The 16,305-nt window shown below is 62.3% G+C and carries 12 protein-coding genes and 1 riboswitch; of the genes, 7 read left to right on the forward strand and 5 right to left on the reverse strand.

Features of this window, described 5'->3' with window-relative positions:
* Positions 1-141: 141 nt before the first annotated feature.
* Entirely contained in the window at positions 142-2,283 is a 2,142-nt protein-coding gene (locus CRO75_RS27470; protein WP_097139457.1) for a methyl-accepting chemotaxis protein, read from the reverse strand.
* A 268-nt stretch (positions 2,284-2,551) separates the two neighbouring features.
* Here CRO75_RS27470 and CRO75_RS27475 point away from each other — a divergent pair, with 268 nt between their 5' ends.
* A complete protein-coding gene (locus CRO75_RS27475; protein WP_062824667.1) occupies positions 2,552-3,367 on the forward strand; it encodes a M48 family metallopeptidase in 816 nt (271 codons plus the stop codon).
* A gap of 127 nt (positions 3,368-3,494) precedes the next feature.
* Here the strand turns inward: CRO75_RS27475 and CRO75_RS27480 are convergent, their stop codons facing one another.
* The 3 genes from CRO75_RS27480 to CRO75_RS27490 all read right to left on the reverse strand — a co-directional run bounded on the left by CRO75_RS27480 (position 3,495) and on the right by CRO75_RS27490 (position 6,340).
* Complete coding sequence (locus tag CRO75_RS27480) at positions 3,495-4,079, reverse strand: TMEM165/GDT1 family protein (RefSeq protein WP_009045541.1); 585 nt, start codon at positions 4,077-4,079, stop codon at positions 3,495-3,497.
* Positions 4,080-4,168: 89 nt separating this feature from the next.
* A riboswitch (yybP-ykoY riboswitch) is annotated at positions 4,169-4,290 on the reverse strand.
* A 52-nt stretch (positions 4,291-4,342) separates the two neighbouring features.
* Positions 4,343-5,341, reverse strand: coding sequence for a class I SAM-dependent methyltransferase (locus tag CRO75_RS27485; RefSeq protein WP_053262582.1), 999 nt, complete (start codon positions 5,339-5,341; stop codon positions 4,343-4,345).
* A gap of 33 nt (positions 5,342-5,374) precedes the next feature.
* Positions 5,375-6,340 (reverse strand): 2-hydroxyacid dehydrogenase, encoded by a 966-nt coding sequence (locus CRO75_RS27490; RefSeq protein ID WP_097139459.1) that lies wholly within the window; start codon positions 6,338-6,340, stop codon positions 5,375-5,377.
* Positions 6,341-6,422: 82 nt separating this feature from the next.
* Between CRO75_RS27490 and CRO75_RS27495 the strand changes: the two genes are divergently transcribed.
* Together CRO75_RS27495 and CRO75_RS27500 are read left to right on the forward strand one after the other, a co-directional pair.
* A complete protein-coding gene (locus CRO75_RS27495; RefSeq protein WP_062824670.1) occupies positions 6,423-7,052 on the forward strand; it encodes a LysE family transporter in 630 nt (209 codons plus the stop codon).
* Between the two features lie 136 nt (positions 7,053-7,188).
* On the forward strand, positions 7,189-8,289 hold the full coding sequence (locus CRO75_RS27500; RefSeq protein ID WP_097139461.1) for a hypothetical protein: 1,101 nt from the start codon (positions 7,189-7,191) through the stop codon (positions 8,287-8,289).
* Here CRO75_RS27500 and CRO75_RS27505 read toward each other — a convergent pair.
* Complete coding sequence (locus CRO75_RS27505; protein ID WP_097139463.1) at positions 8,282-9,055, reverse strand: helix-turn-helix transcriptional regulator; 774 nt, start codon at positions 9,053-9,055, stop codon at positions 8,282-8,284. The genes CRO75_RS27500 and CRO75_RS27505 overlap by 8 nt on opposite strands.
* 86 nt (positions 9,056-9,141) lie before the next feature.
* Between CRO75_RS27505 and CRO75_RS27510 the strand changes: the two genes are divergently transcribed.
* From CRO75_RS27510 to CRO75_RS27525, 4 genes are all read left to right on the forward strand, one after another.
* The gene (locus CRO75_RS27510; protein WP_009045536.1) at positions 9,142-10,326 is read left to right on the forward strand and encodes an MFS transporter; all 1,185 of its coding nucleotides are present in this window, start codon (positions 9,142-9,144) and stop codon (positions 10,324-10,326) included.
* A 169-nt stretch (positions 10,327-10,495) separates the two neighbouring features.
* On the forward strand, positions 10,496-12,178 hold the full coding sequence (locus CRO75_RS27515; RefSeq protein WP_097139465.1) for a fatty acid--CoA ligase: 1,683 nt from the start codon (positions 10,496-10,498) through the stop codon (positions 12,176-12,178).
* Positions 12,179-12,515: 337 nt separating this feature from the next.
* Positions 12,516-14,405 (forward strand): DUF1302 domain-containing protein, encoded by a 1,890-nt coding sequence (locus tag CRO75_RS27520; protein WP_097139467.1) that lies wholly within the window; start codon positions 12,516-12,518, stop codon positions 14,403-14,405.
* 28 nt (positions 14,406-14,433) lie between these two features.
* Complete coding sequence (locus CRO75_RS27525; RefSeq protein WP_038575930.1) at positions 14,434-15,798, forward strand: DUF1329 domain-containing protein; 1,365 nt, start codon at positions 14,434-14,436, stop codon at positions 15,796-15,798.
* Positions 15,799-16,305: the final 507 nt, after the last annotated feature.

Raw genomic sequence — 16,305 nt, forward strand, 5'->3', positions numbered from 1 at the left:
CTGCGGCAGCGGCTACAGAGCCCGTGTCGGGCTCCTGAATCGCGCCGCAATCCCTGTAGCCGCTGCTGAAGGCTGCGCAAGGTCCGCAGGACCTCCAGCGTTAGTACGGGCCACGCCTGCTTTGCGGCCGGTTGCAGTGGCTTACACCTTGAACTGATTGATCAGGCGCCGCTGCTGCTCGGCCAGCTTGGTCAGGCCGGCGCTGGCCGCGCTGGACTCGTCGGCGCCGCCCGCCACTTCGTTGGCCACCTGGCCGATATTGATCACGTTGCGGTTGATGTCCTCGGCGACCGCACTTTGCTCTTCGGCGGCGCTGGCGATCTGGGTGTTCATGTCGTTGATCACCGACACCGCCTGAGTGATGGTTTCCAGGGCTTCGGCCGCTTTCGCCGCGTGCTGCACGCTTTCGTCGGTGCGGTTCTGGCTGTCCTCCATGACCCGCACCACATCGCGGGTGCCTTGCTGCAGTTGCTGGATCATCGACTGGATTTCTTCGGTCGCCTGCTGGGTCTTCTGCGCCAGGTTGCGCACTTCATCGGCCACCACGGCAAAGCCGCGGCCCTGTTCGCCGGCGCGGGCGGCTTCGATGGCGGCGTTGAGGGCCAGCAGGTTGGTCTGTTCGGCGATGCCGCGAATGGCGATCAGGATTGCGTTGATGTTCTCGCTGTCCTTGGCCAGGGTCTGCACGACACCCACCGCCCGGCCGATTTCCACGGCCAGGGCGCCGATGGCGGTCGAGGTGTCGCGCACGATCCGCATGCCCTGGCTGGCGGCCTGGTCGGCATGGTTGGCGGCTTGCGCGGCCTGGGTCGCGTTGCGGGCCACGTCCTGGGCGGTGGCGGTCATTTCATGCACGGCGGTGGCCACCTGGTCGATCTCGGCCATCTGCTTGTGCACGCCCTGGTTGGTGCGAATGGCGATATCGGCGGTGTGTTCGGAGGAGTCGCTGACGCTCTGCACCGAGGTCACCACCTGGCTGATCATTGCCTGCAGCTTGGCCAGGAAGGTATTGAAGCCCTTGGCGATCGAGCCCAGTTCGTCGGCGCGGTCGCTGCTCAGGCGGCGGGTCAGGTCGCCTTCGCCCTGGGCGATATCGTCGAGCATGGCCACCATTTGTTTGAGCGGACGGGCGATGCCGTGGCCCACCAGCCAGATCACCAGCAGGCCGAGGCCGGCGATGATCAGGCCGACCATGGCCATGCCGAAGGTGTCGGCCTTGCGTTGTTCGGCCAGGTCGTTCTGCAGTTTCTGCAGGTCGGCCATGACAGCGTCCAGCGGCAGTTGCAGCATCAGGGTCCAGCGGGCGTCGGTCTGGCCAATGCCGAACGGCAGGTACAGCTCGATCCGTCCGTTGGCTTGATCGACGTTGTAGTTCACTTCGCCGCGCTTGAGGTTGCCCAGCTTGGCGACTTCTTCGCTGTCGAGAATGTCGCTGACCTTTTCGCCGAACTTGCTCGGGTCCTTGGTGTAGGCCACCAGCCGGCCATTGCCACCGATCAGGGCCATTTCGCCCACGCCGTTATAGAGTTGCCGGTTGGCGCCCAGGAGCATGTCCTGGATGAAGTTCACCGACAGGTCGGCGCCGACTATGCCCTGGAAGGCCCCGTCGAGCAGGATGGGCTCAATAAAGGAGGCGAGCATGACGATCTTGTCGCCGACCTTGTACGGCGCTGGGTCGATCACGCAGGATTTCCGGCTTTCCTTGGAGCACAGGTAGTACTCGCTGGCACGCACGCCAGTGGACAGGACTTTCTGGTCGTCCACGTCCACCAGTTTGTCCAGGCCCAGGCTGCCGTCTTCGTTGCGGAACCACCACGGCAGGAAGCGCCCGTTGCTGGCATCGATACCCACCACCTTGGTGTCGACATAGGCGCTGTCGTTATGGTCGATGGCGTTCTTTTCCCAGCCTATATAGGCACCGAGAATCTTCGGGTTCTGCGCGACGTTTTCCTTGATCAGGTTGATCAGCTGCTCGCGGCTGAGATTGAGCTGTGGATTGCCGTCCGCGCCCTTGCTGCCGATCAGCGCGTTGACCCGCACCAGCCCGCCGGCGATCAGCAGGGGGGCCTCGAGTTCACGCTGGATCTGGCTGACCTGGGTCTGCGCCAGGCCGACCAGTCGCTGCTCGATGACTTGCTCGAACTGAGCCTGGGTTTGCTGCTGCACCATCTCCTGGGTCCGGGCGCCGGCGAACAGGGCGTACAGCACCAGGGCAACGACCACGCTGAGGACGATGGCGCCGGCCAGGGCGGCCACGGAAAACTGGATCGACTTGAATTTCATAAGGGCTCCGGACGCAGAAATGACGTCTGCCCCGTTGTATCGGCAAGGCCCTCGCCGACCATGAGCGAGGATCGGAAAAATGACCGTTTTGTAGGCTGGCATGTCGCAAATGGACAGCTGCCGGCCGTTGTCGGGCGCGGCGGGGAGGTCTCTGTGAATTTTTTCCTACGGCGCGGTATCTGAAAACAGCGTGCTACACGTCCGTTGTATCTGGCGTCGATACACAACTGAGCCTAGGATACGCGCCATGTTTTCAGGGAGCGTTTTCATGAGTAAGAAGCAGGTTTTGGGTGCACTCACCGCTGCGTTGCTGCTGTCGGGTTGCCAGTCGGTCAACACCACCAGCGGTGGCGCTGTCGGCGTCGATCGCAAGCAGTACATGTTCAGCATGCTGTCGACCGATGAGGTCAACCAGTCCTACGCGCAGTCCTATCAACAGACGATCGGCGAGGCGAGCAGCAAGAACGTGCTGGACAAGTCCAGTGCCAATGCCAGGCGCCTCCAGGCGATCGCTAACCGGCTGATTGCCCAGGCCCCGGTGTTCCGCCCGGATTCCGCGCAGTGGAATTGGGAAGTCAACCTGATCAAGAACGATGAGCTCAACGCCAACTGCGGCCCTGGCGGCAAGATCATTTTCTACACTGGGATCATCGACAAGTTGCAGCTGACCGACGATGAAATCGCCGCGGTCATGGGGCATGAAATCGCTCACGCCTTGCGCGAGCACGGTCGTGAAGCGATGTCTAAGGCCTACGGTGTCAGTGCACTGAAGCAGATAGCCCTGATCGCCGGCGCGCCGCAGGAAGCGGTCGCCGTGGGCGACAACGGGGTCAACCTGTTGATGACCCTGCCCAACAGTCGCGGCAATGAAAACGAAGCCGACCTGATCGGCCTGGAACTGGCGGCCCGCGCCGGCTACAACCCGAACGCGGCCATCACCCTGTGGAACAAGATGAGCAAGGCTTCGGAAGGTGCGCCACCTGAATTCCTCAGTACTCACCCGGCGTCCAGCAGTCGTATTTCCTCGTTGGAAGCGGCGATTCCGAAGGTGATGCCGTTGTACCAGCAGGCCAAGAGGCCCTGATCGTCAGGCGTCGTTGTTGACGACAGGGGCGTGAACAAGCCGGCCCCCTGCAAAAGAAAGCCCCGACTGGTTCGGGGCTTTTTTGTGCTCGCAGGTTTGCCTGGAGGCGTGCCTGCTGAGGGTGTGCTTACAACCAGCCGCTGCTTTGCATGGCCTTGTACACCGCGACAATGGCCAGGATGAAGAACGCCGAAGCCGCGAGGCGGCGGATCAGGGTTAGGGGCAGTTTCTCCGCCGCGAAGTTGCCGGCCAGTACCACCGGGACGTTGGCGATCAGCATGCCGGCGGTGGTGCCGATGATGACCAGCCACAGTTCCGGGTATTGCGCCGCGAGCATGACGGTGGCGATCTGGGTCTTGTCGCCGATTTCAGCGAGGAAGAACGCGATCAGCGTGGTCAGGAAGGGGCCGAACTTGCGGGCGGTGCTGGCTTCGTCGTCGTCCATCTTGTCCGGCACCAAGGTCCAGAGCGCGGTCGCGGTAAAGCTCGCGGCGAGGATCCAGTGCAAGGTCGCGTCCGAGAAGAAGCTGCCGAACCAGGCGCCTACCGCACCGGCTGCCGCATGGTTGGCCAGGGTCGCGGCGACGATGCCGGCGATGATCGGCCAGGGTTTGCGAAAGCGCGCGGCGAGAATGAGGGCAAGCAGTTGCGTCTTGTCGCCGATTTCGGCCAAGGCAACGATCGCGGTGGGAACCAGTAGAGAATCCAGCATCAGGGCATTCCTAAGGGGCGGGTCGACACGGCTATGACACGTACAGCCTTCCCGCCCCGGGTAAGGTGTGCGTGTCATAGGTCTTGTCAAACCCTGCGGTCCGTCTGTGCGGACTCTTGGGTCGCATGCGCCATGATCTGAGGATCAAGTATGTTGACGCATGCCGGGCGAGCGTGGCGCTCGCGGGAGACTACTCCCCTAGGACGGAGCGGATTCTGCCTAGGCAAAATCCATTCGGCAAGCGTTCTTTTGCAAAAAGGTTTTCAGCCGCGCTTGGCGCTGTAGATGCGAAAACCCTGGCCTTCGGCCTTGATCGAACAAGGGCCCAGATGCTCTTCGATCAGCGGTTGATAACGCAGGAAGCTGTTGGCCACCAGCCGAAGTTCACCCCCTGTTTTCAGATGTTTGGCTGCTTTTCGCAGCAGGTTCTCTGTTGCCTGGTAGTCCGTGTGGACCCCGACATGGAACGGCGGATTGGTCAGGATGGTGTTCAAGCCCATGGGCGCGGCATCGATGCCGTCACCGGTCAGGACCTCGGCTTCCAGGCCATTGGCGGCCAGGGTCAGGCGACTGCTGGCAGCGGCGAAGGCATCGACATCCAGCAGGGTCACATTGTTATGTGGGTAGCGACGTTTGATCGCCGCGCCCAGAACCCCGGCGCCGCAACCGAAATCCAGCAGGTGGCCGCTGGGCAGTTTGTCCAGGTGTTCCAGCAACAGGGCGCTGCCGCGATCCAGGCGACCATGGCTGAACACCCCCGGCAGGCTGACCACTTTCAGCGGCCCTTCGGCCAACGGCAGTTCATATTCCTGGGCAAGGCTTTCCAGGCTGACGGCTTGTGGCGCGTTATCTACCGTCACTTGCCACAGCTGGCAGTGCCGCGCGCTGTCGAGCTTGCGCGGTTTGCCGAAGGGGTTGAGCTGCTTGGCCGCGCGTTCGATGCCGCTGCGTTTTTCCCCGACCAGGTACAGCTCGCGCCCGGCCAGGCGCGAGGCGAGGGCGTTGAGCAGGTAGTCGGTCAGTTCCTTGGACTTGGGCAGGAACAGCACGGCGTTGGCAAAGGCTTGCTCGGGGGCCGTCACGCCGAAGTGGCTGCGCCCGGCGAAGCGCGCATCCAGGGCGGCCTGATCGCCGGCGTGCCAGCACCAGCCATGGGCGCCCGGCAGGCGGCCGAGCAGGTCATCGGCGGGCAGGCCGGCCAGCAGCAGCGAGCCTTGAAACAAGTCAGCCTGACGAAGCAGTACTTCACTGCGCGGATCCATAATCTGCTCCTGGGAAAAAAGTGGCGCAGTTTATCAACTGACGACCCGCAGCGCTGTACCGCTGAAAAACGCCTGGGCGTTTTCCGCCAGCTGGCCAACGATGCGCTGCCGGGCTTCGCGGCTGCCCCAGGCGTTGTGTGGGGTCACGATCAGCCGCGGGATGTCATGGGCCAGCAGCGGGTTGCCAGCGGTCGGTGGCTCGACGCTCAACACGTCGGTGGCCGCGCCGCCCAGGTGACCGCGGCGCAGGGCGTCGGCCAGGGCCTGCTCGTCGATCAGGCCGCCACGGGCGGTGTTGACCACGAAGGCCTGGGGCTTGAGCAGGGCCAGCTCCCGGGCGCCGATAAAGTGCCGGGTGTGTTCGTTGAGTGGGCAGTGCAAGGTCAGCGCATCGACTTGCGGCAGTAGTTCATCCAGCGGTAAACGATCAGGACGGGCCGGGCGGCCGGGAATCTGCCCCAGCAGCACGCGCATGCCAAAGGCTTCGGCCAGGCGGGCGACGGCGCCACCCAGCTCACCATGGCCCAGCAGACCCAGGGTCTTGCCTTGCAGTTCGACGATCGGGAAGTCCAGCAGGCAGAACTGCCGCGCCTGCTGCCAGCGACCGTCGCTGACCGCCTGGCGGTAATCGCCGAGGCGGGTGGCGAGGTTAAGCAGCAGCATGAGGGTGTGCTGGGCCACCGATGGCGTGCCGTAGCCCTGGCAGTTGGCGACGGTGATGCCCTGGGCGCGGGCGGCGGCCAGATCGACATTGTTGGTGCCGGTGGCCGCCACCAGGATCAGTTTCAGTTCGGGGCAGGCGGCCAGGGATTCGGCATTGAGCAGCACTTTGTTGCTGATCGCCACCTGGGCTCCCTGCAGGTGCTCGACCACCTGTTCGGGGCTGGTCCGGTCATGCAGTTGCAGTTCGTCGAAGCTGTGGCGCAGCGTGCTGAGGTCGAGGTCGCCGAGGTCCAGGGAGCTGTGGTCGAGGAAGACGGCGCGGCGATTGTTAGTCATCAACTGTACCTTTTGCACGAGGGTCTGAAGGCGTAATCTGCCGAGCCTAACAGATGAAATAATTAGAAACACAGGAGTGTCCATGTACCTCGCCGAGTTCTTGACCGTCGCCCTTATTCACCTGCTCGCAGTGGCCAGCCCGGGCCCGGATTTCGCCGTCGTGGTACGCGAAAGCGTGACCCACGGTCGCCGCGCCGGCACCTGGACCGCCTTGGGCGTCGGCACCGCGATCTTCCTGCACGTGGGGTATTCGCTGCTGGGTATCGGCCTGATCGTGTCGCAGTCGATCGTGCTCTTCAACGCGCTGAAATGGGCCGCCGCCGCTTACCTGCTGTACATCGGCTACAAGGCCCTGCGGGCGCAGCCGGCGAAGCCCGCTACCGAGAATCTGCACCTGGAAGCTGGCGAGCGCACCGCGCGCGGTGCCTTCACTTCCGGCTTCGTGACCAACGGCCTGAACCCGAAAGCGACGCTGTTTTTCCTGTCGCTGTTCACCGTGGTCATCAATCCGCACACGCCCCTGGCCATCCAGGCCGGTTATGGCGTGTACCTGGCGGTGGCGACGGCTATCTGGTTCTGCCTGGTGGCGCTGCTGTTCAGCCAGCAGAAAGTCCGCGCCGGTTTTGCCCGCATGGGCCACTGGTTCGACCGCACCATGGGCGCGGTGCTGATCGCCATCGGGGTGAAGCTGGCCTTTACCGAGATGCATTGAGGCGGTCTTTCTCGTCCAGGTTTATCGGATATTTCTGATCCTTAATTGGGATTAATCGTACAATCGTCCGCTTTTATGCCACTCCGGCAGGTCGAGCCCCTTGACCGTCCGGAGAGCGCGCGAGACCGGACGCTTGATGACGATACAAAAAGTACCGCAGCAGTTGCTCTATCTGGTTTATGGCGGCAAAGAGGTTTATCGCCATGAAGCGAAATTCAGCATTCTGACGGCCCTCGACCAGAGCAAGAGTGCCGAGCCGCTGGTGATTCGAGTCATGACCGACCGCCCCGAGGATTACCGCGGCTGGCCGGTGCAAGTGGTGCCATTGAGTGAGCAAACGCTGGTCGAGTGGCAGGGTGACCAGGGCTACTACCACCGGCGCAAGGCCTGTGCCTTTGCCGAAGGCCTCGCGCTGGCGGACAAGACTCTGTTTGTCGATACCGACACCTTGTTCGAGGCCGACCCGCAGCGGCTGTTCGATCGCATCGCCCCCGGCCAGTACCTGATCGATGAAGACGAGTTTCTCTGGTCCGAGGTCCGTACCCGCCCCGAGTTCGTCAAACTCGACCGCTACCTGCAGGCCAGCGGTCAGTCGGTAGCCGACGACCAGCGTCTGTTCAACAGCGGGGTTTGTGGCCTGACGGCCGGCGATGGTCCGCTGATGCAAGCCTCGATTGCCTTGATTGACGAGTGGAGCGCCCACATCAAGGACCTGCACACCCTGGAACAGATCGCCTTGTCATTTGCCTTGCGCGGTCAATCCGTGGGCGAGAGCAAGAGTTGCATCTATCACTACTTCTCCGACAAGGACTTCTTCCACGCCATGCAAGCGCTGTTCTTCCAGCGCCATGGCGAAGCCTTCCGGCCGGAGTTGCTGCGCATGCAGCGCGAGGTCCCACGGCGTAAACCCTTGCCGTCGCTGTTTCAGCGCTCGCGGATCAAGTTCTACTTGAGGCGGCAGAACAAGGACATGCAAAAAGTCGGACGCGACCTGCTGTATGGCAGCGGCGGTCCGATCTCGCCCTATGTCGAGGCTTGCCGCCATGTCTGGTGGGATCAGGGGCTGCGCCAGATCCAGCGCCGAGGCATGAGCCAGCAGGCGCCGATTCGCGCGCTGGCGCGTGGCGAATGGCCGGCCGGGTTGCCCCGGCCGCAAAACCGCGACGTGGAAAAACGCCTGCGCCACTACCTGCAACAGCATTTGCAGCCGCACGGGCCTGCACACGGGGCTAAGTGATGGGGCCTAGCGCCTTGAACTGATTCAGGGCGCCGAGGTATTCCCGCGGAGGGTGGCCGAGCAAGCGGCAGAACATCGCGCTGAAGGCCCGGGCGCTGCCATAACCCAAGGCCGTCGCCACTTGCTGCAGGCTCTCGCCGGCGATCAAGCGTGGCAGGGCTTCCATCAGGCGCAGTTGCTGGCGCCAGGCATTGAAGCTCATGTGCAATTCCTGCTGAAACAGCCGCGCCAGCGTTCGTGAACTGGCGCCGACCTGCTGCGCCCAGTCTTCCAGGGTATTGGCATGATCCGGCATCTGCAGCAGCGCCTGGCAAATGGCTTGCAGGCGCCGGTCGCGGGGCATGGGGATATGCAGCGGCAGGTTCTCCAGGCGGGCGACTTCTTCCAGCATCAGTTGCTGGATCAGTGGGTTTTCCGCGAGTTCGCGACCCTGCACGGCCCGCAGGATCAGTTCGCGCAGCAGCGGCGTGACCGCCAGCACGCAACATTGCTGCAACGAGGGCGGCGATAGCTCGGGGGCGATGAACAGCGAACGCATGTGCACATCGCCGGCCATGAAGATTTCATGTTCCACCAGGGGCGGAATCCACACCGCGCGGGTCGGTGGCAAGACCCATGCGCCCTGGGCCGTTACCACGCGCATGGTCCCGCACACCGCGTACAGCAGTTGCGCCTCGCGATGCCGGTGCAACTCCTGGTGGGCGCCGTCGAGATAATCGCGTGGATAGGCGCTGACCGGGCCGTGCTGAAAGTGGCTGATTAACATGTCCGATCCGATGACTTTATTGTCAGGAGTACGTTTTGTAGCCAACCTAGCATAACGGCATACCTACAACGAAACAGTGTGCCGTCATGAATCAGTCTCGAAACGTAATCCGCTACATCAACGCCGCCCATGTGATCGATCACATGTTCATGCTGATCTTCCCCGCCGCCGTGCTCGGGATGACCCGGGCCTTCGACCTGGACTATGCCGCGCTGATCGGACTTTCCCTGGGTGGCTTCATTGCCTTCGGCGCCTGTTCGCTACCGGCCGGCTGGCTGGGCGACCACTGGAGCCGGCGACAGATGATGCTGCTGTTCTTCTTCGGTATCGGCGCCTCGGCGATTTTCACCGGCCTGAGCAGCAGCCCGACGATGCTGGTGGTCGGCCTGACGCTGATGGGGGTGTTTGCCGCGATCTACCACCCGGTGGGCACGGCGATGCTGGTGGCCTATGCGCAGAACCGCGGGCGGGAGATCGGCATCAACGGCATGTGGGGCAATCTCGGCGTGGCCTTTTCGGCACTGATCACCGGGCTGCTGGTGGCGCATTTCGGCTGGCGTTCGGCGTTCATCCTGCCGGGCGTGGTGGCGATTGCCCTGGGCCTGGGGTTTGCCTGGCAGGTGCGTGAAGAAGCCATCCCGGCACGGCCTCATGTGCGGCTCAAGGGCGCGGACGGCCAGCGTATTTCCATGGCCATGGTGTTTGGCGTCCTGGCCCTGGCAACCGCGACCGGTGGGGTGGTGTTCAACGCCACCACCATGACCTACCCGAAGCTGTTCCAGGAGCGCCTGCAGGACCTGTTCGCTTCGCCGCAGACCCTGGGCCTGGTGGTCAGTCTGGCGTATGCCTTCGGCGCTGTGGCGCAACTGAGCATTGGCCGGGTGCTGCATCGCTTCAGTCTGAAATGGCCCTTTATCTTCTTGACCCTGTGCCAGGCGCCGCTGCTGTTCGGCCTGGCCGAGGTCGAGGGCTGGTCGGTCATCGTCCTGGGAGCGGCCTTTATGTTCGTGGTGTTCGGGCAGGTCACGGTGAACGATGCCATGGTCGCCAACTTCGTTGCCCCGCAGTGGCAGTCCCGGGTGTTTGCCTTGCGCTATTGCCTGTCGTTTGGCGCGAGCGCCACGGCGATTCCGTTGATTGCCTTTGTCGAACCGCGCCAGGGGCTGGCCGGGCTGTATCTGATCCTGAGCGGTTTCGCTGCGCTGACCTTCGCCGCCGCGTTGATCTTCCCGCGTACCCCGGCGGAGGCCGCTGCGGGGCAGGCCGCTTGAGGGGGCACAGGAGTGTCTTCGCGTGAATCCACGGTCGCGCGAATGCTGGCTTGGAGCTAGCATTCGTACGGCTCTGCAAATCATTCCTTTGGCTGATTTGGCAGAGCCAGCGGCGCTCTAGAGTGAGCGTTCTTCAGCCACGACCGTGCAGTCACGAAAAGGGATGCTTATGTTGCAGACTCGCGTTATTCCGCCAGCCGAAGGCGCCTACCAATACCCGCTATTGATCAAGCGGCTGCTGATGTCCGGCACCCGTTACGAGAAGACCCGTGAAATCGTCTACCGGGACAAACTGCGTTACAGCTACCCAACCCTGATCGAGCGCGTGGCCAGGCTGGCGAACGTGTTGACGGCTGCCGGGGTCAAGGCCGGGGATACCGTGGCGGTGATGGACTGGGACAGCCATCGCTATCTGGAGTGCATGTTCGCCATCCCGATGATCGGTGCGGTGATCCACACCATCAACGTGCGTCTGTCGCCGGAACAGATCCTGTACACCATGAACCACGCCGAGGACCGCTTCGTGCTGGTCAACAGCGAGTTTGTCGGGCTCTACCAGGCGATCGCCGGGCAACTGAGCACGGTGGAGAAAACCCTGCTGCTGACCGACGGCCCGGACAAGAGCGCCGACCTGCCCAACCTGGTGGGCGAATACGAGCAGCTTCTGGCGGCTGCCAGCACCCAGTACGCTTTCGAGGATTTCGACGAAAACTCGGTGGCCACCACCTTCTACACCACAGGCACCACCGGCAATCCGAAGGGCGTGTACTTCACCCATCGCCAGCTGGTGCTGCACACCATGGGCGTGGCGGTGATCATGGGCAGCATCGACAGCGTGCGCCTGCTGGGCACCAGCGATGTGTACATGCCCATTACCCCGATGTTCCATGTGCATGCCTGGGGCCTGCCTTATGTGGCGACCATGCTCGGCCTCAAGCAGGTCTATCCCGGCCGTTACGACCCGGAGCTGCTGGTGGAGCTGTGGCGCAAGGAAAAGGTCACCTTCTCCCATTGCGTGCCGACCATCCTGCAGATGCTGCTCAATGCCAAGGCGGCCCAGGGCACGGATTTCGGCGGCTGGAAGATCGTCATCGGCGGCAGCGCGCTCAACCGTGCGCTGTACGAGGCCTCCAAGGCCAAGGGCATTCAGCTGACGGCGGCCTACGGCATGTCGGAAACCGGGCCGCTGGTGTCCTGTGCCCACCTCAACGAAGAACTGCTGGCGGGCACCGAGGATGAGCGCACTACCTACCGGATCAAGGCCGGCGTGCCCGGACCTCTGGTGGAGGCGGCGATTGTCGATGGCGACGGCAACTTCCTGCCGGCCGATGGCGAGACCCAGGGTGAGCTGGTGCTGCGCGCACCCTGGCTGACCGAAGGCTATTTCAACGAACCGCAGAAGGGCGCGGAGCTGTGGGAAGGCGGCTGGCTGCACACCGGCGACGTGGCGACTCTCGACGGCATGGGCGTGATCGATATTCGCGACCGGATCAAGGATGTGATCAAGACCGGAGGCGAGTGGGTATCGTCCCTGGCCCTGGAAGACCTGATCAGCCGCCACCCGGCGGTACGCGAAGTAGCAGTGGTGGGTATTCCCGATCCGCAGTGGGGCGAGCGCCCGTTTGCCTTGCTGGTGGTCCGTGAAGGGCATGCGATCGAGGCCAAGGAGCTCAAGGAACATCTCAAGCCGTTTGTCGAACAGGGGCACTTGAGCAAGTGGGCGATTCCCAGCCAGATCGCCCTTGTTACTGAAATTCCCAAGACCAGTGTCGGCAAGCCCGACAAGAAGCGCATCCGCCTCGACATCACCGAATGGCAGGCCAACAACAGCACCTTTCTTTCGACGCTATAAACACCCTCTACCGTGCCCGAAAGGGCACGGTAGAGCCCACCAAGCAAGCGCTTGCCTTGTCAAATCCGAATTTTCAGCCATCCTTGCCGTGCCGGCATTTGCCGGACTGGCGAAAGGACCGTTCCAGAGTGGTTGGAGGCTACAAATCACACTTTAGAGGGATCAAGCCGTACCACCTGCTGGCTATAGTCCGCCCAAGGATTTTTAAGAACGGGGCAACCGCACAACATGGGGCGATGCAACTTTGAACGACTTCGGGGCTGACTGGGTTCCGCCCGTTCAGAGCGTTTTTAAAAGTGCTCACTGCCATAACAATAAAGCACATGGAGTAGCGTCGATGACATCAGTAAACCAGTTCTGGCGCCGGGCGAAACTGCCTCTGGCCGTCAGTCTCGCCTCTACGCTCGCCGGACCTGCCTTCGGCGTCAGTTTCAACATCGGTGAAATCGAAGGTCAGTTCGACTCTTCTCTATCGCTGGGTGCGAGCTGGTCTACCCAGAGCCCCAACAAGAATCTGATTGGTGTCAACAACGGCGGCCATGGCCTGTCCCAGACCTCCGACGATGGCCACGCTAACTTCAAAAGCGGCGAAACCTTTTCCAAGATCTTCAAGGGTATCCACGACCTTGAATTGAAATACGGCGATACCGGCGTCTTCGTCCGTGGCAAGTACTGGTATGACTTCGAGCTCAAGGACGAAAGCCGCGAGTTCAAGGACATCAGCGACAGCAACCGCAAGGAAGGCGCCAAGTCCTCCGGTGGGCAGATCCTCGACGCCTTCATCTATCACAACTACTCGATCGCCGAGGAGCCGGGTTCCGTGCGCTTGGGCAAGCAAGTCGTGAGCTGGGGTGAAAGTACCTTCATCGGCGGCGGCATCAACTCGATCAACCCGATCGACGTATCGGCTTTCCGCCGCCCTGGCGCGGAGATCAAGGAAGGCCTGATCCCGGTCAACATGTTCTACGTTTCCCAGAGCCTGACCGACAACCTCTCGGCCGAAGCCTTCTATCAGCTGGAGTGGGACCAGACCGTCGTCGACAACTGCGGCACCTTCTTCTCCCAGCCGGACATCATCGCCGACGGTTGCAGCGACAACCTGCGCGTGTTGAACAAGCGCTCGACCATTCCGTCGATTGCCCTGGGGCCACTGGCCGCCGCGGGCGTCGACGTCAATCAGGAAGGCGTGCTGGTGCGTCGCGGACCGGACCGCGATGCACGGGACAGCGGGCAGTGGGGCGTGTCCTTCAAGTACATGTACGAGCCGCTCGACACCGAGTTCGGCGCGTACTTCATGAACTACCACAGCCGTGCGCCGATCTTCAGCGCCACCGGTGCTCCGCAGTCGGTCTTCGACCGTGTCGCGGCCTTGCCTCCAGCGTTCCGCGCCTTGGGCCCACTGGTGGTGGCGGGCAGCTCCGAGTACTTCGTCGAGTACCCTGAGGACATCCGCCTCTATGGCCTGAGCTTCTCCACCACCTTGCCTACCGGTACCGCGTGGAGCGGTGAGATCAGCTATCGCCCGAACGCTCCGGTGCAGCTGAACTCCACCGATATCCTGTTCGCCGGTGTTCGCCCCCTGGGCGGCACCCTGGCCAATGCCTCGTTGCTCGACGGCTCCCCGGGTCAGGACCTGCACGGCTATCGCCGTAAAGAGATTACCCAACTCCAGACCACCTTCACCCACTTCTTCGATCAGGTCATGGGCGCGAGCCGCCTGACCCTGGTTGGTGAAGTCGGCCTGACCTACGTGGGCGGCCTGGAAAGCACCTCCAAGGTTCGTTATGGCCGCGATCCGGTCTATGGCCCGGGCGAACTGCCTGCCACCGGCAGCCTGGACACCTGCTCGCAGATCCTCAACACCAGCACCATCAACGGCGCGGGTCCAGGCGCGGCGACCAACAATCGCAGCCGCAACTGCAACGACGACGGTTTCACCACCTCGACTTCCTGGGGTTATCGCGGTCGTGCCATCTGGGAATACAACGACGTGTTCGCCGGTGTGAACCTCAAGCCGAACGTGGCCTGGTCCCATGACGTCAGCGGTTACTCGCCTGGCCCTGGCGGCAACTTCGAGGAAGGTCGCAAGGCCATCAGCCTGGGCGTGGATGCCGAGTACCAGAACACCTACACCGCGAGCCTGGCGTACACCAACTTCTTCGACGGCAAGTACACCACCGTGGATGACCGCGACTTCGTGGCCCTCAGTTTTGGCGTGAACTTCTAAGCACTGCATTTTCAGGAAGAACAAGAATATGAAAGTAACCAAGAGTCTGTTGCAGGTCGGTGTCCTCGGGCTGTCGCTGCTGGCGACCGGGGTCATGGCCGCGGTCTCGGCCGATGAAGCGGCCAAGCTGGGTACCTCCCTGACGCCGATGGGCGCGGAAATGGCCGGTAACTCAGCCGGCACCATTCCGGCCTGGAAAGCCTTGCCGACCAACGCCGGCAGTGTGGATAGCAAGGGTTTCCTGTCCAACCCGTACGCCAGCGAGCAGCCGCAGTTCACCATCACCGCGCAGAACGTCGAGCAGTACAAGGACAAGCTGGCGCCGGGGCAGTACGCGATGTTCAAGCGTTACCCGGAAACTTTCAAAATGCCGGTCTATCCGACTCATCGTGGTGCCACGGTGCCTGCCGAGGTGTTCGCCGCGATCAAGGAAAATGCCACCAAGACCAACCTGGTCAGCGGCGGCAACGGCCTGGAAAACTTCAAGACCGCCATTCCGTTCCCGATTCCGAAAAGCGGCGTGGAAGTCATCTGGAACCACATCACCCGCTATCGCGGCGGCAGCGTGACCCGTCTGGTGACCCAGGCGACGCCACAGGCCAATGGCTCGTTCAGCCTGGTGTACTTCCAGGACCAGTTCGTGTTCCGCGACAAGATGAAGGACTACGATCCGGCGAACCCGGGCAACATCCTGTTCTACTTCAAGCAGAAAGTGACCGCGCCGGCACGTCTGGCCGGTGGTGTGCTGCTGGTGCACGAAACCCTCGACCAGGTGAAGGAACCGCGTTCGGCCTGGGTCTACAACGCCGGCCAGCGTCGTGTGCGTCGCGCCCCGCAAGTGTCGTATGACGGTCCGGGTACCGCCGCCGACGGTCTGCGTACTTCCGACAACCTCGACATGTACAACGGTGCGCCGGACCGCTACGACTGGAAGCTGGAAGGCAAGAAGGAGATGTACATCGCTTCCAACAGCTACAAGCTCGACTCGCCGCAACTGAAGTACGCCGACATCATCAAGGCCGGCCACATCAACCAGGACCTGGCGCGCTACGAGCTGCGCCGTGTCTGGCACGTGGTCGCGACCCTGAAGGAAGGTCAGCGCCATATCTACGCCAAGCGTGACTTCTACATCGATGAAGACACCTGGCAGGCCGCGGTGATCGACCACTACGACGGTCGTGGCCAGCTGTGGCGCGTGGCCGAGGCGCATGCCGAGAACTACTACGACAAGCAAGTGCCGTGGTACGCCCTGGAAACCCTCTACGACCTGCAGTCCGGCCGTTACCTGGCACTGGGCATGAAGAACGAAGAGAAATCGGCCTATGACTTCGGCTTCACTGCCACCACCAGCGACTTCACCCCGGCGGCCCTGCGTCAGGATGGCGTTCGTTAACCCGCGGTAAATCGAGGCGCATCCTCGATCGACGCCCCGACTGGTTCGGGGCGTTTTTTATTGTCTGCGTTTTTCTACAAGACACGGGGGTGGCCTCTGTAGAAGCGAGCGTGCTCGCGAAAAAACTCCAGACAATGCCACCTCCCGGTAAAACCGCGCTGCCTTTATCGCGAGCAAGCTCGCTTGTATGTCTTAAGGTGGGCCTGTCGGGGTGGAGAGACTTAACTCGCTTCTGCAAGCCAGACGGTAGGAGAATTCCCCCACTCTCGCGTTCATCACAAGCGCCGATAAGGAATCCATCGGCTTGAGTAGCCCCTCAAGACCGACCATATCTACAAGCCTGCGCCAAACGCGAGTCCCCGACAGGTCGTTTTATCTTGTCCGCGGGAGCGTCTCATGACAATACAAACACCCATCGTTGGCATCGATGTCGCCAAAGAAAGCCTGAGCCTGTATCGCCTCGACACTCAGCAAGCCAGCACGTTAGCCAACGCTCGAAGCACGATT

This window comes from Pseudomonas sp. LAMO17WK12:I10, from assembly GCF_900215185.1.
Lineage (GTDB): Bacteria > Pseudomonadota > Gammaproteobacteria > Pseudomonadales > Pseudomonadaceae > Aquipseudomonas > Aquipseudomonas chlororaphis.